Raw genomic sequence first — 23,677 nt, 5'->3', positions numbered from 1 at the left:
TTTATGGTTTAGGTACCTCTAAGATAGCACCTCTGTTACCTGAAGTTACTAATGCAGCATATCTTGCAAGATATCCAGTTGTAATTTTAGGTTGTCTTGGTTTCCAGTTGGCTCTTCTTCTTTCAAGCTCTTCATCGCTTATAACAAAGTTAATTGTGTTAGCTGTAATATCTATTTGGATTATATCTCCTTCTTCAACTAAAGCTATATTGCCTCCTACAGCAGCTTCAGGAGAAACATGACCGATTGCTGCACCTCTTGTAGCACCGCTGAATCGACCGTCAGTTATAAGTGCAACAGTACTGCCTAAACCTCTTCCAATTATGGCAGAAGTAGGGTTAAGCATTTCTCTCATACCAGGTCCGCCTTTTGGTCCTTCATATCTTATTACCACAACATCACCAGCTACTATTTTTCCAGAGTTAATAGCTTCTAAAGCATCTTCTTCGCAGTCAAAAACTCTTGCTGGTCCTTCATGCTTTAACATTTCTGGTGCAACGGCAGAGCGTTTAACAACACAGGAATCTGGAGCTAGGTTTCCTTTTAGAACAGCAATTCCACCGGTCTCACTAAAAGGATTTTCTACAGGTCTTATAACTTCAGGGTTTTTGTTGTAACAGCCTTTAATATTTTCTGCAACAGTTTTTCCTGTACATGTTATTAAATCTGTTTTTAATAAACCTAACTTATTTATTTCACTCATAACTGCGTAAACACCGCCAGCCTCGTGTAAGTCCTCAATGTATGTTGGGCCTGCAGGAGCAAGGTGGCAGAGATTTGGAGTTTTAGCACTTATTTCGTTTGCCATTTCTATATTTAACTCTATTCCTGCTTCATGAGCAATAGCTGGCAGGTGAAGCATGCTGTTTGTACTGCACCCAAGAGCCATGTCCATAGTTAATGCATTTTTAAATGCATCAAGTGTCATAATATCTCTTGGTCTTATGTTTTTTTCTAAAAGCTCCATAATCTTCATGCCTGTATGCTTTGCAAGTTTAATTCTGTCTGAATAAACTGCAGGAATTGTTCCGTTTCCAGGAAGAGCCATTCCAAGAACCTCTGTCAAACAGTTCATGCTGTTAGCAGTAAACATTCCTGAGCAGGAACCACAGGTTGGGCAAGCTTTGTTCTCAAATTCTTCTAGTTTTTCTTCTGTAATTTTTCCTGCATTATAAGCTCCAACAGCTTCAAACAAACTTGAAAGGCTTGTTTTACATCCGTCTACTTTTCCTGCAAGCATAGGTCCACCGCTTACAAAAATAGTTGGAATATTAACTCTTGCTGCAGCCATTAAAAGCCCAGGTATGTTTTTGTCGCAGTTAGGTACCATTACAAGTGCATCAAAAGCATGAGCCATTGCCATTGCTTCTGTTGAATCTGCAATTAAATCCCTTGTAACTAAGGAATATTTCATTCCAAGATGTCCCATCGCTATACCATCGCAAACTGCAATTGCAGGGAAAACAATAGGTGTACCTCCAGCCATAGCCACACCAAGCTTAACTGCTTCCACTATTTTATCAAGATTCATATGTCCAGGTACAATATCATTTTGTGAACTTACAATACCAATTAGTGGTTTGTTCATTTCTTCTTTTGTAAGACCTAGAGCGTTTAGCAAAGAACGATGTGGAGCGCTCTGTGCTCCTTTTTTAATAGCATCACTTCTCATAATTTCCCACCTTTTTAATAAATTTAACAGACATAACAGTGTAATTTTTGGAATATGTTGTCTAACATTATTTTACGTTGTATGATGTCTGTTGTCAATTGTTTATTCAGTTTCTATACCTAGTCCTCTCATAGCATGTATAATATGAAGCTTCATAGCAGTTTCAGCACCTTCAGCATCCCGTTTAGACAGAAAATCCATAACCATTCTGTGATCATTAATTGTATCTTGTATTAAAACAGGATTTTCATTTGACAAAATTACACCCTTATATATGGCTTTATAAATAATAGGCATAAGTCTGTTCATAAATTCGTTATGAGTAGCCTTTGCTATAGAGTTATGAAAGGCCTGCTCTACTTCTGTACGATCCTCATTTTTAGAAATTAATTCCTCTTCAAGTTTCCCGTAATATATGATTCTATTAAGTTCTTTATCGCTGGCACGCTTAGCTGCATAGTAAGCTATTTTAGGTTCAAATATTAGTCTTATTTCATACAAATCTTTTACATTAAGCCTTATATTAGACAGCTCTCCTAAAGCAAAGTGTTCATTGAATTCTAGATTTTCAGCTATAAAAGTTCCTTTACCTCTTTTAATTTCCAGTACATTGTGAGATGCTAATATGCGTATTGCTTCTCTTAAGGTAGTTCTGCTTATACCTAGTTCAGAAGAGAGGACATTTTCGTTAGGAAGTTTATCTCCTGGTGCAAACCTTTTGTCTATTGTTATCATTGCAAGTATATCATCAGCTGCTGATTCAGCTAAAATTTTTTGATTGTTTGCCATAATACAGCCACCTCCTAAATAATACTACAAGGATACAACAACCATTTACATTTTTCAAGTTTTGAAAATATTTAGTTTAGCAATTAATGTTGCCTTATTTATATATATATGTTACTATAATATAAGCTTAAATACTTTTGTAAAGATATTTAAGGAGGGTCATCTTATGACAAAGGGGCAGTTTGAGGCAAAAATTAGTGAGGGGATTACAAAATTTGAAATGGAATTTATGGGACGTGGACCTAAGGGTATACGAACTATAATAAAACAGGATATGATTATCATAAGGCTGACTGGATTTTTAAGCCAGTCGGAAAAAAAGCTTGCAGAAAGTTCTCAAGGTGTAAAGCTTATAAAGGATGTTAGGACTGCTCTTTTCGAAGGTGCAAGAGAGTATCTTGAAAATCTCATAAAAGAAATTATAGATGTGAATATTGTAAGTACACATTCAGATGTGAGCACTAAAACTGGGGAAAAGATAATTATCTTTATAGTAGATGAAGATCTGGACACCAGGTTTAAAAGCAGAATTTAATTTGGAAGACTGAACAAAGGGTATTTACCAATTGTTAAGTAAGCCGGTAATTATTAAGTTTATTAATAATTACCGGCTTTTTTGTATAAGTTTAATATAATTTTTGAAAGGAGAATAAATTTGGCAGCAAAACAAAGTAGAAAAGATTTATTAACAAATGAACTAATTAATTATAATCCTTTAAAGTATAAGATAAATATACCAATTAAAAATTATTCTGTTAGATTTGAAGATATAGTACCAGCTATTTCCGGTACTATAGGGAAAATTGCATTAGTAGCTGCTTTTGCAATTGCGTGGGAGAAAGGTTTAGGTATTTCTGATGCAACCTTTGTTACTGAAAATGTAAGGTTGGAAGTTGTAATTGGAAGTATTATCACATTAATTTTTTCGTCAATATTAAATCCATATACTGCCCCCCCGGGTACTTTGGCACCGTTAATTCCGCTGATTCCTATTATGGCTGTTTCAGGAGTTCATCCTCTTATTCTTGGAATATTAGTAGGAATTTTAGGAATAATTATATCAAGTTTTAAGCTTTTTGAAAAAATCATTGAGATAAATGGTTCTGCTGCCAGGGGAAGTATTATACTCCTATTTGGTATAATGGGTATTATAAGCTCAATTGATAGTCTTAAGAAGTGGACAGCACTAAAGAGTAGCTCCTTGTTTGCGGTGCTCATTATTCTTGGTATTGTAATTTACTTAGTGTTAAATAAGTATGAATGTAAATGGCTTATGATTCCCTCTGCTGCATTTATTGGTATAGTTATTTCAGCTTTTTATAATTTATATCCTGAAATAAAAACACTACCAGCTTTACCGATTTTCAATCCTAAAATATGGTGGTTTAATAAATGGGGCTTAGGATGGGGAGTGAATTTAAAAAATATTGTAAAGGCGTTACCTTTCGCCCTGCTTTCTGTTGTGATGTGGCCAAGTGATGCCTTAGCTATAAAGACTCTTCAGGAAACAAGTTATGGAGAGAAAGCTAAAAAGTCAATATTTCACTTGAACTCAACTTTTATTGTAGTTTCTATTAGGAATATAGTAGGAAGTTTTTTTGGAGGAGCACAAACCGCTGCAGTTTGGAGAAGTTTCATGATACCCCTTAGTATAGTAAAAAGGCCTATTGCAGGGAGTGCTTTAATACTTGGTATTTTGGGTATAGTTTCTGCGTTATTAGGTTTTCCTCTTGATATAGCAGTATTTCCTCCTCTTATATGGATGGTGCTTATTTTTGGAGTATACATTCCGCTAATTGAGATAGGGTTAAATACATTAAAAAGTTATGAAGATATGCAAATAGCAGCATTAAGTATTTTAGCAGGGTTTGCAGTAAATCCTGTAATTGCATGGATAACAGCAATATTGATTGAAAATTTAGGCATTATTAAGGAAAAAAGTAAAAGAGAAGCTTCTTCAGCATATAAAGTTAGAATTACTTTAATTGTTTCAGCAATAACAATGGCAACCTATTTTGTATCAACTATTCTATAAAACTCATAAGAAAACTCAACAATAAAACACTATTAGAGTTTGAATTCTAATAGTGTTTTTAGTATTATTTATTTAATTTTTCACAACCTTCCAGCCAGTCTATAAACTGACGGGCAGTTCTAGGAGAACGACCATTATACCAAAGCTCCCATTTTAATGCTTCTCTATGAAGCTTTTCTTTATCTATAGAAATGTTTCTCTGAGCTGCAAGGCCTTCAACAATTTTTAAATATTGACTTTTATCAGGTGAAGAAAATACAACTGTTATGCCAAATCTGTCTGCAAGGGATAATTTTTCTTGTATAGTATCTGTTGCATGAATTTCTTCATCATTATTGACGGAGGTAAGACCGTTTCTCTCATGAAATTTTTCTTTTACTAAATGACGTCGATTGGATGTTGCATAAATTAAAACGTTATTTGGTTTACCTTCTATACCGCCTTCTAGTACTGCTTTTAATGTAGTATAACTTTCATCATTTTCTTGGAAGGATAAATCATCGATGAAAATAATAAATTTCTGAGGCCTATTTTTTATAAGTCTTATGATTGAGGGAAAATCAGAAAGATGAGCTTTTGGCACTTCTATAATTCTAAGTCCTTTTTTATAATATTCATTTAAAAGAGCCTTTACAGTAGAAGATTTTCCTGTACCTCTATCGCCATATAAAAGAATATTATTTGCTTTAAATCCGTGTAAAAATTGTATTGTATTTTCAATAATTTTTGAACGTTCAGCTTCGTAACCTATAAAATTTGAAAGACAAACTGTATCTGGTGTATTAATGCCTGTTAATTTACCAATGTTTCCTGAATATTCCCATACAAAAGCTTTATATCGGCCAAATAAGCCACAGCCGTTGTTTTTGTAATATTCAGACAAGTAAGAAATACACTCGCTCCATTTCTTGCAATAATAGAAATGGTTTTTTACTTCGTAATATTCTGTTGAAACACTTGTATTGTTCATTAAAGAGTTTAAATTGATATTATAATCTGGAAGATTATTTATTATTTCAGAAGCAATTATATTATCTTCACAATATTCTAATGCTTGTACTTTTAATTCAGAAGAAGACAAGTTTGCTATAATTTGCAAGTTATTTAAATCATTTGCAGCTACTTTGTGAAGATAAGTTTCGTTTTGGTTCATTTTGTTTGATTCACAACTTAGAGAATAGGGATTTTCATCAAAAAGGATAAGCTCAATAATATAATCTTTTAGAGAATTATAAGAGCTGCAACATAAACTGTAGAAAAAGTCAGAATATAATTTAGTAAAACTGCCTAAATCAAATTTTCCTATTTCAAGATATTCTGTAAGTAAGTAGAGTTTTGTTAAAACCTTATCTTCTAGTAAACCCCTATATACAGAAATAGAATCAAAGGCTAGTTTTACCCTGATTAACTTATTGTTTAAATAAGAATTATTCATAATTTTACCTCCTAGCATAATAATAGAATAATTTATTTTTTATTTTAAAAGTTCAGACTTTTGATATTTTAGAGTATAATATACTCCTTGTTTAATAATCTGTCAATTAACAGCAATTTTGAAATTTGCAAAAAATAATAAAATAAAGGTTGACAATTCATAATAAAAACCGTATTATTTATAATAAATATGATGATTAAATTGTTAAAGAATATAATTAATCTTCTGATTAATGCATATATATTTAATAGTTCATTCAATAAATAAAAACTATGACAGGGACAAGTATGTAGATTTCGTATTTTACAGAGAGCGGGGATTGGTGAAAACCCGTAAATAGATTCTACAGAAACTCACCCTTGAGTTGCAGGCTGAAATTTAGTAAGCTGTGCCGGTTTACGCCGTTATAAAATTAAGTAAAAATTTGGGTGGTACCGCGGCAGACTCTCGCCCCAAGCTAGAGGTCTGTCTTTTTTTATTTCAATTTTTAAGGAAGGGATGGAGATAATATGATCCAAAGAATTTTTATATTTGATACAACGCTCAGAGATGGAGAGCAGACTCCTGGAGTAAACTTAAACAAACTTGAAAAACTTGAGATTGCAAAACAGTTAGATAGACTTGGTGTAGATGTTATCGAAGCAGGATTTCCGGTAGCAAGCAATGGAGATTTTGAAGCGGTAAAATTAATTGCTCAAAATGTTAAAAGACCTATAATAGCAGGATTAGCTCGAGCGGTAAAAGGAGATATTGATAGAGCTTGGGAAGCGCTTAAATATGCAGAAAAACCAAGAATACACACTTTTATTGCAACTTCTGATCTGCATATGAAGCATAAACTAAATATGTCACCTGATGAAGTATTAAACAGAGCAGCTGAAATGGTCAGATATGCAAAATCTTTGTGTAATGATATAGAGTTTTCTCCAGAAGATGGAACAAGGACGAATCCAGAGTTTTTATATAAAGTTTTAGAAGCAGTAATAGACGCAGGAGCAACAGTTGTTAATATTCCTGATACTGTAGGCTATACTGTACCAAATGAGTTTGGAGCCTTTATCCGAGGTATTAGAGAAAATGTTCCAAATATTGATAAAGCTGTTATCAGTGTGCATTGCCACAATGATTTAGGTCTTGCTGTAGCTAATTCTATTGCTGCAATTGAAAATGGTGCATCACAAGTTGAATGTGCAGTTAATGGACTTGGGGAAAGAGCTGGTAATGCAGCTTTAGAGGAAGTTGTTATGGCTCTTAGGACTCGAAGGGATTTATATAAAATTGAAAATGATATTACAACTGAGCAGATTCATAAGACAAGCGAACTTGTAAGACAGCTTACGGGAATTCAAATTCAGCCCAATAAAGCTATTGTTGGTGCAAATGCTTTTGCACATGAGTCAGGTATACATCAACATGGCGTATTAAATTGCAGAGAAACTTATGAGATAATGACTCCTGAGTCTATTGGTTTAAAGAAAAGTATGGTAGTGCTTGGTAAACATTCAGGAACTCATGCTTTTGAACAAAGACTTAAAGAATTAGGGTATAATAATTTAAGTGCAGAAAAGGTAGCTGAAGCTTTTCAAAAATTCAAGGAATTGGCAGATAGGAAAAAGGAAATACACGATGAAGATATAGAATCCTTAATCAGACAGGAAATAGTTCATGAAAAAGAAGTTTTTCAGTTAGAATCTTTTCATATATCTAGCGGTAATAATTTAAGTGCAACAGCTACAGTGAGAATACGAAAGGGAGAAGAAATAATTGAAGAAGCTGCTGTTGGAGAAGGTCCTATTAATGCAGCATTTAAGGCTATAGATAGAGCTGTTAATATTCCTGTAAATTTAAAGGATTATTTCTTAAAGTCAATTACTGGTGGAACAGATGCTTTAGGTGAAGTTTCTGTCAAAGTTGAAAATAATGAGAAAGTTTATACAGGCAGAGGCATTAGCATTGATATTATAGAAGCCAGTGCTAAAGCGTATTTAAGTGCTATAAATAGAATGGTTAATGATTCAGAAACGTTTTCAATAAAATAATTCAAATTTCAGAAAAAAGAAGGTTGACTTTTTGATTTAAACATAGTAGATTAATAATTAACATATAAGGAAATACAAGCTATGAAGGGAAGAGTATGTAATAGTATTGTTTCAAAGAGAGCGGGGAAAGGTGAAAGCCCGTAAACAAAATATTGCAGAAAATCATCCTGGAGCTGCAGGCTGAACTTATAGTAAGCTGTGCCGGCAAGTGCCGTTATGTAAATGAGTTAAAATTGGGTGGTACCGCGACAGACTTCTCGCCCCAGGGTAGAGGTCTGTTTTTTTATATCTAAAATGAATATATTAAACCCACACTTTACATAGTAAGGTGGGATATAAAACATAAATTGTTGAAAGGTGGAATTAAAATGGCAAAAATGTATTATGATCATGATGCAAATTTAGAATTATTAATGGGTAAAAAGGTTGCAATTATTGGTTATGGAAGTCAAGGGCATGCACATGCTTTAAACCTTAAGGAAAGCGGTGTAGATGTTGTTGTAGGTTTATATAAGGGTAGTAAGTCATGGGAAGTAGCAGAAGAAGCAGGGCTTAAAGTTATGGAGGCTGCAGATGCTGTAAAAGCAGCTGATTTTATAATGATTCTTATCCCAGATGAAAAACAGGCTAAGCTTTATCAAGACAGTATAGAGCCTAATTTAACAGAAGGAAAAGCTTTATTATTTGCACATGGCTTTAATATTCACTTTGGACAAATTAAACCTCCAGCTTTTGTTGATGTATTTATGGTAGCTCCAAAAGGACCTGGCCATACTGTGAGAAGTCAGTATCAAGAAGGAAAAGGAGTACCTTGTTTAATTGCTGTATATCAAGATTATTCTGGTAAAGCTAAAGAATATGCTTTAGCTTATGCAAAAGGAATTGGTGGTGCAAGAGCTGGTGTGCTTGAAACTACCTTCAAGGAAGAAACTGAAACTGATTTGTTTGGTGAACAGGCAGTTCTTTGCGGTGGAGTTACAGAACTTATAAAAGCTGGTTTTGAAACTTTAGTTGAAGCGGGATATCAACCAGAAAGCGCTTACTTTGAATGTCTTCACGAAATGAAGCTTATTGTAGATTTAATCAATCAAGGCGGATTAAGCTACATGAGATACTCAATAAGCGATACAGCAGAATTTGGTGATTATTCAACAGGTAAGAGATTAATTACTGAGGAAACAAGAAAAGAGATGAAAAAGGTTCTTTCAGAAATTCAAGATGGAACTTTTGCTAGAAAGTGGATATTAGAAAATCAAACTAATCGTCCTTCCTTTAACGCAATAAGAAGAAGAGAACAGGAACATCAAATAGAAAAAGTAGGTAAAGAGTTAAGAAAAATGATGCCTTGGATTCAAAATAAGTAATAAAGTATTTTTAGATACTAATATAGTCAATATATCCTAGGAATATAAATGTTCCTAGGATGTCCTTAAGGAGGGGATACCAATGGGTATGACAATGACACAAAAAATTCTGGCTGCTCATGCGGGGGTAAAAAGTGTAAAAGCAGGGGAACTAATTAAAGCTAAATTAGATTTAGTATTAGGAAATGATGTAACAACACCTGTTGCAGTAAAGGAATTTGAAAAGATAGGAATAAATAAAGTTTTTGATAAGAAGAAAATAGCCATTGTTCCAGATCACTTCACTCCAAATAAGGATATTAAGTCTGCAGAACAATGTAAATGCATAAGAAATTTTGCTAAAAAAATGGAAATAGAAAACTATTTTGAAATTGGTCAAATGGGAATTGAGCATGCTTTAATTCCAGAGCAAGGTTTAGTAGTAGCTGGAGATGTTGTTATTGGTGCAGATTCTCATACATGTACCTATGGAGCCTTAGGAGCTTTTTCTACAGGAATCGGAAGTACAGATATGGCAGCAGGAATGGCCACAGGTGAAGCTTGGTTTAAAGTTCCTGAAGCTATTAAATTTGTATTAAAAGGAGAGCTAGCTCCTTGGGTAAGCGGAAAAGATGTCATTCTTCATATAATAGGAGAAATAGGAGTGGATGGAGCTCTTTATAAGTCTATGGAGTTTACAGGCGAAGGTATAAAAAATCTTTCAATGGATGATAGGTTTACAATGGCTAACATGGCTATTGAAGCTGGAGCTAAAAATGGAATTTTTGAAGTTGACGAGAAAACTATTGATTATATAAAGACACATTCCACAAAGGAATACAAAGTTTATAAAGCAGATGAAGATGCTGAATATACTAGAGTTATTGAAATAGATTTATCCTCAATCAAGCCTACAGTAGCCTTCCCGCATTTACCAGAAAATACAAGAACTATTGATGAAGTTGGAGATATAAAAATAGATCAAGTAGTTATCGGTTCCTGCACTAACGGAAGAATCGAAGATATGAGAATTGCCGCAAAAATTTTAAAAGGAAGAAAAGTACATCCTGATGTAAGAGCGATTATTTTCCCAGCTACACAAAAAATTTATTTGCAGGCTTTGAGGGAAGGACTATTAGAGATTTTTGTAGAAGCTGGTGTTGCAGTCAGCACTCCTACCTGTGGTCCTTGTCTTGGAGGGCATATGGGGATATTAGCCAGCGGAGAGAGAGCTGTTACAACTACAAATAGAAATTTTGTGGGAAGAATGGGGCATATAGAAAGTGAAATATATTTGGCAAGTCCTGCAGTTGCGGCTGCTTCAGCAGTAACAGGGAAAATATCTTCACCGAAAGAACTTGGTTTGTAGGAAAGGCGGGATAAAAAATGTTAAAAGGAAAAGCTATTGTATATGGAAATAATGTGGATACGGATGTAATTATTCCTGCAAGATATTTAAATACTAGTGATCCTAAAGAATTGGCAATGCACTGTATGGAGGATTTAGATTGCAATTTTATAAATAGAGTGAAACCAGGAGATGTAATGGTTGCAGGAAAAAATTTTGGCTGTGGTTCTTCTAGAGAACATGCTCCTATAGCAATTAAGGCTTCAGGAATAAGCTGTGTTATTGCAGAAACTTTTGCTAGAATTTTTTATAGGAACGCTATTAATACAGGTCTTCCTATTTTAGAGTGTCCAGAAGCGGTAAAGGATATTGAAGACAATAATGAAATTACTATTGATGTAAGTACAGGAATTATTACAAACATAACAAAGAATAAAACCTATCAGGCTGAACCTTTTCCGCCTTTTATTCAGGAAATTATGAAGGCTGAGGGATTAATAAATTACTTAGCAAAGGCGGTGAGGGAATAATGAAAATCGCTGTTATTTCAGGAGATGGTATAGGTCCAGAGGTTACAAAACAAGCCTTAAAGGTTCTTGATGCAGTATCTAAAAAATATAATTTCTCATATGAAGTTGAGGAAGTGCTTATGGGAGGAACTGCTATAGATAAAACCGGTATACCTCTTCCTGAGGAAACTGTTAATGTATGTTTAAACAGTGATGCTGTTCTTTTAGGTGCAGTTGGAGGAGTAAAGTGGGATACACTTCCAGGTCATCTCAGGCCAGAAGCTGGTCTTTTAGGGCTTAGAAAGGCTCTTGGAGTTTTTGCAAATTTAAGACCAGCAATTTTATTTCCACAACTAAAATCAGCTTCTACTTTAAAAGAAGAAGTACTTGGAGATGGGCTTGACATCATGGTAATTCGTGAACTAATTGGAGGAGCCTATTTTGGTGAGAAAAAGAGGATAGAAACTGAAGAAGGAACTAAAGCTTGGGATACTATGATGTACTCTGCTCATGAGATTGAGAGAATTTCTCATGTAGCTTTTAAAGCAGCAATGAAAAGGAAAAATAAGCTTACCTTGGTAGATAAGGCAAATGTGCTTGAAAGCTCTAGACTTTGGAGAGAAATAGTATTTAAAATAGCAAAGGAGTATCCAGAGGTAGACCTGAGTACTATGTATGTGGATAATGCAGCTATGCAGCTAATTAGAAATCCAAGGCAATTTGATTTAATATTAACAGAAAATTTATTTGGAGATATTTTAAGTGATGAAGCTTCTATGCTTACTGGTTCACTTGGTATGCTTCCATCTGCAAGCCTTGGAGAAGGAAAAAGGGGATTATACGAGCCTATTCATGGTTCTGCACCAGATATTGCAGGACAGGATAAGGCAAACCCAGTAGCTGCAATTTTAAGCGTTGCTATGATGCTTAGATACAGCTTTGATATGGAGGAAGCAGCAAACAGTATTGAAGTTGCTGTTTCTAAGGTATTGGATGAAGGTTATCGTACATTAGATATTCACGAGATAGAAACAAAAATTGTTGGTACAGAAATGATGGGAGATTTAATTGCAGAAAGAATTTGAACAATTTCCAGGAAGGGGGACTATAATAAATGAAACTAAAGGGTGCAGAAGCGTTGTTGGAATGTTTAAAAGAACAAGAAGTTGATGTTGTTTTTGGATATCCAGGAGGGACGGTGCTGCCAATATATGATGCTTTATATGATTATAGAGAAATAAAGCATATAATTACAGCTCATGAACAAGGTGCAACACATGCTGCTGACGGATATGCTAGGGCAACTGGAAAAGTAGGAGTGGTTATAGCAACCTCAGGTCCTGGAGCAACTAATACTGTTACTGGTATAGCTACAGCCTATAGGGATTCTGTTCCAATTGTGGTTATTACAGGGCAGGTATCACGTAATCTATTAGATAAAGATTCCTTTCAGGAAGTTGATATTGTAAGTATAACCAGCACTATAACTAAAAAAAGCTATCAGATTAAGGAAGCAGAAGATATTCCTAGAATCGTTAGAGAAGCTTTTGAGCTTGCTCGTTCTGGGAGACCGGGTCCTGTTTTAATAGATATTCCTAAGGATTTGCAGACATTGTATATAGATTATGAGCCAGATTCAATAGATGTTTCCTATAATCCTGAAAAAGAAATTAGCTGTGATGATAGCTTGAAGGAACAGTTTGAAAGAAATCTTATAGAGGCTATTGAGATAATTAATAATAGCGAAAGACCAATGATTTTTGCAGGCGGAGGAGTTAATATTTCAGGGGCAAATAATGAGCTTCTTAGGTTTGCAGAAAAAATAAAAGCACCAGTTACCTGTTCTCTTATGGGAATGGGAGCTTTTCCGGGTAACCACCCGTATTTTACAGGTATGGTTGGAATGCATGGAACAAAGTATTCTAATATTGCAATAAATAACTGCGATGTGCTTATAGCTGTTGGTGTAAGATTTAGTGATAGAGTAGTAAGTAATAAAGACAGCTTTGCAAAAAAAGCTAAAATTATTCATATAGATATTGACCAAGGAGAATTTGGAAAGATTATCCAGGTTGATACAGAGCTTTGGGGCGATGTAAAAAATATATTGATTAACCTTAATGAAAAAGTAAAAGAAAAAGAAGAAAGTGAATGGAATAAACAGATACAGCATTGGAAGGAAAGTTATCCTTTAAAATATAAAAATAACGGAGGAGTAAGTCCAAAAAAAGTTTTAGAAATGCTCTATGAACTTTCTGAAGGAAAGGTTATTATAACTACAGAGGTAGGGCAAAATCAAATTTGGGCTGCTCAGTTTTATAAATATTTAGAACCTAGAACTTTTATATCTTCTGGTGGACTTGGAACTATGGGCTATGGACTTGGAGCTGCTATAGGAGCTTCAATCGGTAAGCCTGGAACTAAAGTAGTCAATGTTGCAGGTGATGGAAGTTTTAAAATGAATTCAATAGAACTTGCTACTGTTTCAAGGAATAAGCTGCCTATTATTCAGCTTGTGTTTAATAATCATGCTCTTGGAATGGTTCGACAGTGGCAGGATTTATTTTATGGAGGAAGATTTTTTGAAACTACTTTAGGACCAGATGTAGATTTTGTTGATTTGGCAAAAGCTTATAAAATAAAGGCTGTAAAGATAGATGAAGATGATAAGATAGAAAAAGTGTTGAAAGAAGCATTAGAAAGTGATGAGCCTATTCTTATAGAATGTGATATTCACTGTGATGATAAAGTTTTTCCAATTGTACCTCCAGGAGAGGCTATTCATAATACTATAGAAACTGCTTAAATTCTGATGAAAATATAATAAAGGCCTCTAGTATGTATATATTTGCAGGCCTTGAAGTTTATAATAAAGAAAATTTGTAAAACAAAAGGAGGCTATGTTTTGTTATATAGAAGCACTCGAGTACAGGAAAATATGGTTAGGGCATCTGAAGCCATTATTAGAGGAATTGCTTCTGATGGTGGGTTGTATGTACCAGAGCAATTTCCTAAAATAGATAAGTCTTTTGATGAGCTTTCAAAGATGAGCTATCAGGAAATAGCTTTTTATGTCTTAAAAAAATATTTTGATGATTTTTCAGATGAAGAACTTAAAGATTGTATATATAAAGCTTATGATGATAAGTTTGAAACACCGGAAATAGCACCTTTAAGCTATAATGCAGGAGTTTATTTCTTAGAACTTTATCATGGAAAAACTTTAGCTTTTAAAGATATGGCTCTTAGCATACTACCTCATTTATTGAAAACAGCAGCAAAAAAGCTAAATATAAATAAAGAAATTGTTATTCTTACGGCTACATCTGGAGATACTGGAAAAGCAGCCTTAGAGGGTTTTGCAGATGTTGAGGGTACAAAAATTATCGTATTTTATCCAAAGGATGGAGTAAGTGAAATTCAGAAGAAACAAATGACTACACAAGAAGGTAATAACACTTTTGTAGTTGGTATTGAAGGAAATTTTGATGATGCACAGACCGGAGTTAAAGAAATATTTAACGATAGCGAATTTAATAAACTTTTAAATGAAAAAGGATATTTATTTTCCTCCGCTAACTCTATTAATATAGGAAGACTAGTGCCTCAAATAGTATATTATGTTTATACTTATGCTGTTTTATGGGGAGAGAAAAAAATAAAAAATGGTGAGAGCATAAATATTGCAGTACCTACAGGGAATTTTGGGAATATACTGGCTGCTTTTTATGCAAAGTTAATGGGGGTACCTATAGGAAAATTAATTTGTGCATCAAATGAAAATAAAGTTCTTGCTGATTTTATTAATACAGGAATTTATGATAGAAGAAGAGATTTTTTTGTAACAAATTCTCCATCAATGGATATTCTTATATCGAGCAACTTGGAGAGATTTTTATATGAAATTAGCGGTAGAGATAACAAATTAATAACCATGCTAATGGAGCAGCTTTCAAAAGAAGGCTGGTATGAGATAAATGAAGAGATGAAGAAAAAGCTGGAATGCTTATATGCAGATTTTGCAACAGAAGATGAAACTTTATCAGCTGTAAAGAAGGTACAGGAAGATTCTCATTATTTAATAGATACTCACACAGCTGTAGCTTATGAAGTTTATGAAAAATATAAAAAGAGTACTGGTGATGAAACTGTTACTGTAATAGCGTCTACTGCAAGTCCTTTCAAATTTGCAGGAAGTATGAATAAAGCTTTAAATTTCTCAGATAACACCGTGTCGGATTTTGATATAATTGATGATATGTCAAAAAAATATGATATTCAAATACCTAAGAGCATACAAAGCTTAAAGAATAAAGAGATAAGACACAAGGTTACTTGTAAAAAGGATGAAATGAAAGAGTTAATTAAAAAGTTTCTAATGATGTAGGTGAGAGTTATGATAGAGGTAAAAGTTCCTGCTACAAGTGCTAATATGGGCCCAGGATTTGATTGTCTTGGAATAGCTGTTAATATGTATAATAAATTTGCTGTTGAAGAAATAGAAAATGGGCTTATTTTTCAGGGTGGAGATGAGAAGTATAATAATGAAGAAAATTTAGTATATGTAGCCATGAAAAAATGTTTTGATAAGATTGGTTATAAGCCCAAAGGATTAAAAATATGTATTGAGAATGATATTCCTATATCAAGAGGTCTTGGAAGCAGTGCAGCCTGTGTAGTAGGAGGAATAGTTTGTGCAAATGAATTAGCGGGAGGAATTTTAACTAGGCAAGAACTTTTAGAGTTAGCTGTGGAGATGGAAGGACATCCAGATAATATTACGCCAGCACTTTTTGGAGGTATGACTGTTTCAATATATGAAAATAACAAGGTATATTCTAGCAGTGTAAATGTAAAAAAAGGTATTAAATTCTGTGCTCTCATACCAGATTTTACTTTATCAACAGAGAAAGCAAGAGCGGTACTTCCAAAAAATATTGAATTTAGCCAAGGTATATTTAATATAGGAAGAACAGCACTTATGATTGCTGCATTAAATAATGGAGATTTCCATTTGATAAAACAGGCTTGTAAGGATAAGCTGCATGAAGATTATAGAGCTGAGCTTATAGATAGTTTCTATGCAGTAAAGGAAGAATGCGAAAAACTGAATTGTTTAGGTGTATATTTAAGTGGTGCTGGTCCAACAATTATGGTAATGCTTGAAGAAGAAAATCATGATTTTTGTCGTGAAATTAAGAAATTCTTAAAGAGTTTACAAAGCAAGTGGGAGATTAGAGAACTTCAAATTGATTGTGAAGGTACAGTAGTTAGGCATGTAAGCTGAATTAATGTAGTAAATGGAGGTTGCTTTATGGATAAGGTCAGAATTGCACTTTTAGGTTTAGGTAATGTGGGAAAAGGTGTTTGGAATATACTAAAGTCTAATAGAGAAGCAATTGTAAAAAGAGCTGGCTGTGAGATAGAGATTGCAAAAATACTTGTTAATGATATTAATAAACAAAGGAATATTGATGTTCCAAAGGAGCTTTTAACTACTAATATTGATGAAATATTAAGAGACGATAGTATAAAGGTAGTAGTTGAGGTTATGGGAGGTCTGGAACCAGCTAAGGAATATATATTAGATGCTATCAGAAGGAAAAAGCATGTGGTTACAGCAAATAAACTTCTTATAGCCATGAATGGAGACCAAATTTTTAAGGAAGCAGAAGAAAACGAAGTAATTGTAAACTTTGAAGCCAGTGTCTGCGGTGGAATTCCTATCATTCATGGAATTAATGAAAGTTTAACTGCCAATAGGATAGAAAAGATTGTTGGTATAATTAATGGAACTACTAATTATATTTTAACTAAAATGACTTTAGAAAAAATGAGCTTTGAAGATGCATTAAAAGAAGCTCAGGAAAAGGGGTATGCCGAGGCAGATCCTACCTCAGATGTAGAGGGATATGATGCGGTTTATAAATTAGCTATTCTAACTAAACTTGCTTTTGACACAAGAGTAGATGTAGATAACATTTATAGAGAAGGTATTACAAAAATAAAGCCGGTTGATATAGCATATGCAAAAGAATTTGGATATGTTATTAAGTTATTAGCTGCTGTTAAAGAAGTAAATGAAAGGCTTGAACTTAGAGTTCACCCAGCAATGATTCCAGTCATTCATCCATTAGCAAATGTAAATGATTCTTTCAATGCCGTGTTTATTAAAGGGAATGCGGTAGGAGATTTAATGCTTTATGGAAGGGGAGCAGGGGAGCTTCCAACAGGTAGTGCTGTAGTGGGTGATATTATTTCTGTTTTAAGAAATGGAGTTGAGAGGTCAGGCTTTACTACTGCTAACTATGCTCATAAAGATATTATTCCAATGGAAGAGGTTAAGTCCAAGTATTATATAAGGATTTTAGTTAAGGATATGCCAGGAGTTTTAGGGCAGATAGCCACTATATTTGGCGAAAATGAAGTCAGCATATTATCATTTATACAAAAACCAGAAAAACAAGACAAAGATGATTATGTAACTATTGTTTTTGTTACTCACGATACTTATGAAGATAATATTAATAAGTCCCTTGTAAAAATAACTGAATTAGAAGCTATAAGCAAGGTTGAAAATATAATAAGAATCGAAAATCTAGAATAATAATATTAAAAGTGCTGTGTTGGATAACTTATATATCTAGCACAGTTTTTTTTATGTAAATTTTGATAAAATAGTGTTAAATAATGATGCTGAATTAAAAAATATAAGCTTTAAGTAAAGAACAAAAAAATATATAAACTGTTGTTAACAAAATTGCATGGAAGTGATATTATAGTCTTATGTGAAAAAAAGAAGCACTACATACAAAGGAGATTAAGTTATGAAAGTTAATTTTTATACCTCTAATCGAGAATATATTGAAAAGAAAAATGAGTTTGACAGAGCAATACAAGCTGTTGTTGAGAAAGGAAATTTTATATTAGGAGAACAAGTAGCACAACTAGAAAAAGACATAGAAAAATATACAGGAGCAAAGTACGCAATTGGTGTAGCATCAGGTACAGATGCTTTGATTATTGCTTCAGATGTGCTTGGATTTAAAGATGGAAAAGAAGTTATAACTTCACCTTTTACTTTTCTGGCCTCTACTTCCTGCATAACAAAGCATAGAGGAAAACCGGTATTTGTAGATATAGATGAAGATACTTTTGGAATAGATGTCAGCAAAATTGAGGAGAGAGTAAACGAAAATACAGTTGGAATACTCCCAATACATTTATTTGACCAAATGACTGATATGGATAAAATTATGGATATAGCTAACAGGCATAAGCTTAAAGTGCTTGAAGATGCTGCAGAAGCCTTCGGTATGAGATGGAAGGGGAATAGTGAAACTTATAGACATTCTGGTACTATTGGGGATTTTGGGGTATATTCCTTCTTTCCAACTAAGACTTTAGGAGGCTATGGAGATGGCGGGATGATAGTTACAAATGATGAGGACTTAGCTAAGAAGGTTAAAAGTTTAAGAGTACATGGAGCATCGAAAAAATATCATTATGACTATATCGGTTATAATTCAAGGTTAGATACGCTTCAAGCATCAATTTTATCCGTTAAGTTAAAATATATAGATGAAGCAATTAAAAAAAGAGAAGAAATAGCTGATTTATATAAAGAGAGATTAGCTGACTGTGAGTTTATAAGATTACCTAAAGTTAAGGGCGAACAAAAGCAAGTATATTACGTATTTAATATATTAGCTGAAAAAAGAGATGAGCTTGCAGAGTATTTAAAACAAAATGAAATTGGCTATAGCATTTACTATCCTATGCCTCTTCATCTGCAAAAATGTTTTGAATATCTAGGATATAAAAAAGGAGACTTCCCAGTAGCTGAAAGAGTTTCAAAGCAGATTTTAGCTCTTCCTATTTATCCTGAAATTACTGCTGAGGAAGTAGAGTTTGTATGTGAAACAATTAAGAAATTTTATAGAAAATAATTAACTTAATAGAAGAAAGAAGGCTTAATATGTTAAATAAAAAAATACCATTTTCACCACCAGATATAACAGAAGAAGAGATAGAAGCTGTTGTTCAGGTTCTAAAATCAGGCTGGATTACAACAGGACCTAAAACAGCCGAATTTGAAGAAAACTTAGCAAACTACTGTAAGACTAAGCATGCTGTTGCATTAAACAGTAACACTGCAGGGTTGGAACTAATACTGAAAGTGTTGGGGATAGGTGGAGATGATGAAGTTATAACTACCCCTTATACTTTTGCAGCTACTTCTAATGTACTTGTACATAGAAATATAAGACCAACTTTTGTTGATTTAAAAAAAGATACTTTTTTTATAGATATTGAAAAAATAGCAGATGCTATAACTCCTAAAACAAAAGCTATAATGACAGTAGATATTGCAGGAGTACCAGTAGATTATGACGCAGTGAAAGAAGTAATAAAAGCAAAGAAGCGTGAAGATATAGTTCTTATTTCAGATTCAGCGCATTCCTTTGGAGCAACTTATAAGGGTGATAAGGTAGGAGGACAGTTTGATTTTCACGTGTATTCTTTTCATGCAGTAAAAAATCTTACCACTGCAGAAGGGGGAGCAATAACTTTTAATGATAATAGATTTCAAGGTAAAGAGGATTTATATAGAGAATTAAAGTATACTTCTCTGCATGGTCAAACAAAGGATGCTCTTTCTAAGATGAAAGCAGGGGCATGGAAGTATGATATAGTTACTGATGGATTTAAGTCAAACATGACTGATATAATGGCAGCTATAGGTATTGTTCAGCTTAAAAGATTTGATGCTATGATGAATATAAGAAGAGAGTTACACCATATTTATAATAGTATACTTAAAGATAGGGATTGGGCAATACTTCCTTTTGATAAAGAAGGAAACACAGAAACCTGTTATCACTTATATCCATTAAGAATAAAAGGTTTCAGTGAAGAACAAAGAGATGCTTTAATTCAAATGATGGCAGAAAAAGATATTGCTACAAATGTTCATTTTATGCCTCTTCCAATGCTTACTCTCTATAAGAATATGGGTTACAAGATAGAGGATTATCCTAATGCCTATGCACAATATGCAAATGAAATATCACTGCCGCTTTATTCAATTCTTAAGGCTGAGGATGCTGAATATGTTGCAAAGGAATTGATTAAATGTGTAGAAAAGATTTTAAGTTAATGTAATTATAAGTGAAATAAAAATCTCATTTTGTCATGTTTTTTGCATATGATAAAGTGAGATTTTTATTTTAAGGAGAGAAAAGGGTAATATTAAAAGTTTTTAAGTAAACAATAATGTATAAGGAATATAGCTTTTGCAGGAGGAAGGGTAATGAAAAGAGGAGCAGCTGAAAGAAATTTTAGAAAGCTTAAAAATCAGATTCACCAGATTAATGAAATAGTGAGGCATACAAAAACAAATTCACTCTGGGAACATGAAGCTTCTGTAAGAAAAAAGCTGAAGGAATTAAGAGAATATGAAGACTTTGATTTTAAGGATTATAAGAGTGTTTATCAAGGGTATTTGGATATATTAGAGCATATATCAATAAGATTGATAGAAGATTACAATAAGAAAAATAAAACAGATTTTTATTATGATGAGATAGTAAATAAACATTATGATAGTTTTTTAAAATCTGGAATAATAAGTGTGCTTATAAGTGAGCATATACCTGCTATAGCTTCAGAGGAATTTGAAAGAGTATTTCCTGATAATCCAAAGGATGAATATTTAGAAGCAAGAAGACTCAAACGAAAATTCTATCTTCACTTGGGAGAAACAAATACAGGAAAGACTTATAATGCTATTCAAAGGCTGAAAGCTTGTTCTAAGGGAGTATATCTTTCACCTTTAAGAATTTTAGCTTTAGAAAATTTTGAGAGATTAAATAGAGAAGGAGTAAAGTGCAGTCTTATAACTGGTGAAGAGGAAATTAGAGTAGAAGGTGCTTTTCATGTAGCTTGCACTATAGAAAAATTAAATGTTCATGAAGATTACGAAGTTGGCATAATTGATGAAATTCAGATGATAGATGATGATCAAAGAGGAGCAGCTTGGACTAGAGCGCTGCTGGGATTAAAGTGTAAAGAGATACATGTCTGCGGTGCGTTAAATTCAAAGAAAATACTAACTAAAATCTTAGAGGATTGTGGAGAGGAATATGAAATAAAGGAGTATAAGAGGGAAATACCTTTAGAGATTGATTATAAGTCTTTTACTTCCAAAAATATAGAGCCAGGGGATGCATTAGTAGTATTCTCTAAAAAGAGAGTATTGGAATTAGCATATCATTATTCAGATTTAGGTATAAAATCAAGTCTGATTTATGGTGATTTACCGCCAGAGGTAAGAAGAAAACAATACGAACAATTCATTAATAAAGAAACCTCTATATTGATTACAACTGATGCCATTGGAATGGGTGTAAATTTACCTATTAGAAGAATAATCTTTATGGATATTAAAAAATTTGATGGAAATGAAGTTAGATATTTAAATTCTCAGGAAGTTAAACAAATTGCAGGAAGAGCAGGAAGAAAAGGAATTTATGATGTAGGTTATGTGGCAGCTTGTGGAGATAATGCACAATTTATTAGAGATAACTTGGAAAGTGAAGATAGTTGGATAAGAGAAGCAGTGCTTGGACCAAGTGAAGCAATATTAAAGGTAAAAAACCTTCCGTTAAAAGAAAAGCTGGCTCTTTGGAGTACAAAAAAAGAAAAGGTGCCTTTCTATCGGAAAATGGATATAAGTGAGTACATAATTATTCTTGAAAATTTAAAAGGCTATAAGCTGAATGAAGAAATTCAATGGAATTTATTAAGAATTCCTTTTGATGTTTCTAATCCTGATATGATGAGTACATTTTTAAGTTATGTAGATGAAAGGTTTATAGCAAAGAGAGAAGTTATATCAAAACCTGAAAATTACAAAGGGGGATTATATGACTTTGAAGTTTATTATCAAAAGATTAATCTGTACTATTCTTTTTCAAAGACATTTAATTTGGATTTTGATGAAGAATGGGTATATGAAGCTAGGCTTAAGGTTAGCTCTGCTATAAATGATATATTAAGAAATATTTAAGCAAAAACTCGGTTAAAGCCGGGTTTTTATTACCTAAAGACAAAGCATTAGAAAGATGATATAATATTTGCGAAAAACTTACATTAAACTTATTAAGATGTGTAACAATAAGGAGGATTATATGAGTAATATTGCAGGAGAAGGCTGTGAAATACTAGTTCCTTTTACAGAAAGAAAATCTCTTGAAGTAATAGAAAAGAGTATTACAACTACTTATAGAAAACATATTTGGGCAAAGTTCATTAAAGCAATAAATGATTATAAGCTTGTAGAAGAAGGAGATAAAGTAGCAGTAGCTATCTCTGGAGGAAAAGACAGCTTATTAATGGCAAAGTTATTTCAGATTTTACATAGATACAGCAAGGTAAAGTTTGAATTGGAATTTATTGTTGCAGATCCAGGTTATCACTCTAATATAAAAGAGCTTTTAATAGATAACTGCAGACATCTCAATATTCCTATAAAAATTTTCAACTCAGGTATATTTGAAGTTGTAGACAAAATCGCAAAAGATTATCCATGTTATATGTGTGCTAAAATGAGACGAGGTGCACTATATTCAAAAGCTCAGGAATTAGGCTGCAACAAATTGGCCTTAGGACATCATTTTAATGATGTTATTGAGACAACCCTTCTGAATGTACTTTATACTGGTAACTTTAGTACTATGATGCCTAAGCTAAAGGCAGATAACTTTGAAAATATGGAGCTTATAAGACCATTATATTATATAGATGAAATGTATATTGAGCGATTTACTCAAAACAGCGGAATATGGCCTTTAAACTGTGCTTGTATGGTTGCTGCAAAAAAGATAGGCAATAAACGTTATGAAATTAAAGCTTTAATTAAAGAATTAAAGAAAAATTTCAATGATGTTGATAAATCAATTTTTAGAGCAGCTCAAAACGTTAATATGGACGCCATACTTGGATGGAAAAAAGAAGGAGAAAAATTTTCATTTTTAGATTTTTATGATAAAGAGTAGCAAAAATCTATTTTTATAATTTAACACTTCCCTTCAAGTTTAAACTAAATTAAGTAAAAAATATTCTACAATGTTTATATAAAATAAATTATGCTTTATAATTATGTTATTATAAAAGCATATGGAGGCTAGTAATGATAAAAATATGGGGAAAAATTGTAAAAAATAATAAAATATTAAAAGATGCTGTAGTAACTTCAGATATAGAAGGAACTTACCAAGATAACTTAAAACAGTGTATAAATGAATTATGTTATAAGTTTGATATACAAAAACCTTATTGGCTTCCTACAAATATGGAAGAATATAATAAAAGAGGTAAAACCATATTTAACTCTCATAATTTTATGGAAGAAATAGATTTTGATAAGTTTATAATTGAGGAACTAGATGCCAAAAAGTAAACTATTTTTTGCAAATCATTTCGATTTTGAAAATTAAATTTGAA

Annotated in this window: 19 protein-coding genes and 2 other annotated features; of the genes, 16 read left to right on the top strand and 3 right to left on the bottom strand. The window is 32.9% G+C overall.

Annotated elements, in window-relative coordinates:
* Position 1 precedes the first annotated feature (1 nt).
* Positions 2-1,672, bottom strand: coding sequence for a dihydroxy-acid dehydratase (gene ilvD, locus M2651_RS07740; RefSeq protein WP_252131770.1), 1,671 nt, complete (start codon positions 1,670-1,672; stop codon positions 2-4).
* Between the two features lie 102 nt (positions 1,673-1,774).
* The gene (locus M2651_RS07735; RefSeq protein WP_252131769.1) at positions 1,775-2,461 is read right to left on the bottom strand and encodes a FadR/GntR family transcriptional regulator; all 687 of its coding nucleotides are present in this window, start codon (positions 2,459-2,461) and stop codon (positions 1,775-1,777) included.
* Positions 2,462-2,627: 166 nt separating this feature from the next.
* Between M2651_RS07735 and M2651_RS07730 the strand changes: the two genes are divergently transcribed.
* Entirely contained in the window at positions 2,628-2,996 is a 369-nt protein-coding gene (locus M2651_RS07730) for a Na-translocating system protein MpsC family protein (protein WP_252131768.1), read from the top strand.
* Positions 2,997-3,116: 120 nt separating this feature from the next.
* Positions 3,117-4,496: a DUF3360 family protein gene (locus tag M2651_RS07725; RefSeq protein ID WP_252131767.1), complete on the top strand. Its 1,380-nt coding sequence runs from the start codon at positions 3,117-3,119 to the stop codon at positions 4,494-4,496.
* Between the two features lie 64 nt (positions 4,497-4,560).
* Here M2651_RS07725 and M2651_RS07720 read toward each other — a convergent pair whose 3' ends face one another.
* On the bottom strand, positions 4,561-5,931 hold the full coding sequence (locus M2651_RS07720) for an ATP-binding protein (protein WP_252131766.1): 1,371 nt from the start codon (positions 5,929-5,931) through the stop codon (positions 4,561-4,563).
* A gap of 263 nt (positions 5,932-6,194) precedes the next feature.
* Positions 6,195-6,389, top strand: a binding site (T-box leader).
* Between the two features lie 51 nt (positions 6,390-6,440).
* Here M2651_RS07720 and M2651_RS07715 point away from each other — a divergent pair.
* The 14 genes from M2651_RS07715 (at position 6,441) to M2651_RS07650 (ending at position 23,633) form a co-directional block, all read left to right on the top strand.
* Positions 6,441-7,970 (top strand): 2-isopropylmalate synthase, encoded by a 1,530-nt coding sequence (locus tag M2651_RS07715; RefSeq protein WP_252131765.1) that lies wholly within the window; start codon positions 6,441-6,443, stop codon positions 7,968-7,970.
* 72 nt (positions 7,971-8,042) lie between these two features.
* Positions 8,043-8,238: a binding site (T-box leader), on the top strand.
* A 100-nt stretch (positions 8,239-8,338) separates the two neighbouring features.
* Positions 8,339-9,334, top strand: coding sequence for a ketol-acid reductoisomerase (ilvC, locus tag M2651_RS07710; RefSeq protein WP_252131764.1), 996 nt, complete (start codon positions 8,339-8,341; stop codon positions 9,332-9,334).
* 82 nt (positions 9,335-9,416) lie between these two features.
* Complete coding sequence (gene leuC / locus M2651_RS07705; RefSeq protein ID WP_252131763.1) at positions 9,417-10,682, top strand: 3-isopropylmalate dehydratase large subunit; 1,266 nt, start codon at positions 9,417-9,419, stop codon at positions 10,680-10,682.
* Positions 10,683-10,699: 17 nt separating this feature from the next.
* Positions 10,700-11,191, top strand: coding sequence for a 3-isopropylmalate dehydratase small subunit (gene leuD, locus M2651_RS07700; protein WP_252131762.1), 492 nt, complete (start codon positions 10,700-10,702; stop codon positions 11,189-11,191).
* Complete coding sequence (leuB, locus tag M2651_RS07695; RefSeq protein WP_252131761.1) at positions 11,191-12,255, top strand: 3-isopropylmalate dehydrogenase; 1,065 nt, start codon at positions 11,191-11,193, stop codon at positions 12,253-12,255. The genes leuD and leuB overlap by 1 nt, the downstream gene beginning before the upstream one ends.
* Before the next feature lie 29 nt (positions 12,256-12,284).
* Complete coding sequence (gene ilvB, locus M2651_RS07690) at positions 12,285-13,976, top strand: biosynthetic-type acetolactate synthase large subunit (RefSeq protein ID WP_252131760.1); 1,692 nt, start codon at positions 12,285-12,287, stop codon at positions 13,974-13,976.
* A gap of 99 nt (positions 13,977-14,075) precedes the next feature.
* A complete protein-coding gene (thrC, locus tag M2651_RS07685; RefSeq protein WP_252131759.1) occupies positions 14,076-15,557 on the top strand; it encodes a threonine synthase in 1,482 nt (493 codons plus the stop codon).
* Positions 15,558-15,566: 9 nt separating this feature from the next.
* Positions 15,567-16,457, top strand: coding sequence for a homoserine kinase (gene thrB, locus M2651_RS07680; protein WP_252131758.1), 891 nt, complete (start codon positions 15,567-15,569; stop codon positions 16,455-16,457).
* Between the two features lie 27 nt (positions 16,458-16,484).
* Complete coding sequence (locus tag M2651_RS07675; protein WP_252131757.1) at positions 16,485-17,777, top strand: homoserine dehydrogenase; 1,293 nt, start codon at positions 16,485-16,487, stop codon at positions 17,775-17,777.
* Positions 17,778-17,997: 220 nt separating this feature from the next.
* A complete protein-coding gene (locus tag M2651_RS07670) occupies positions 17,998-19,119 on the top strand; it encodes a DegT/DnrJ/EryC1/StrS family aminotransferase (protein ID WP_252131756.1) in 1,122 nt (373 codons plus the stop codon).
* 29 nt (positions 19,120-19,148) lie between these two features.
* A complete protein-coding gene (locus M2651_RS07665) occupies positions 19,149-20,330 on the top strand; it encodes a DegT/DnrJ/EryC1/StrS family aminotransferase (RefSeq protein ID WP_252131755.1) in 1,182 nt (393 codons plus the stop codon).
* Between the two features lie 153 nt (positions 20,331-20,483).
* A complete protein-coding gene (locus tag M2651_RS07660) occupies positions 20,484-22,241 on the top strand; it encodes a helicase-related protein (RefSeq protein WP_252131754.1) in 1,758 nt (585 codons plus the stop codon).
* 121 nt (positions 22,242-22,362) lie between these two features.
* Positions 22,363-23,229 (top strand): tRNA 2-thiocytidine biosynthesis TtcA family protein, encoded by an 867-nt coding sequence (locus M2651_RS07655; protein WP_252131753.1) that lies wholly within the window; start codon positions 22,363-22,365, stop codon positions 23,227-23,229.
* A 134-nt stretch (positions 23,230-23,363) separates the two neighbouring features.
* A complete protein-coding gene (locus M2651_RS07650; RefSeq protein ID WP_252131752.1) occupies positions 23,364-23,633 on the top strand; it encodes a hypothetical protein in 270 nt (89 codons plus the stop codon).
* Positions 23,634-23,677 lie beyond the last annotated feature (44 nt).

The organism is Clostridium caldaquaticum (assembly GCF_023806125.1).
GTDB lineage: Bacteria > Bacillota > Clostridia > Clostridiales > Clostridiaceae > Clostridium_AT > Clostridium_AT caldaquaticum.
The sequence above is the reverse complement of the archived record's forward strand: the minus strand, read 5'-3'. Positions and strand labels throughout refer to the sequence as shown.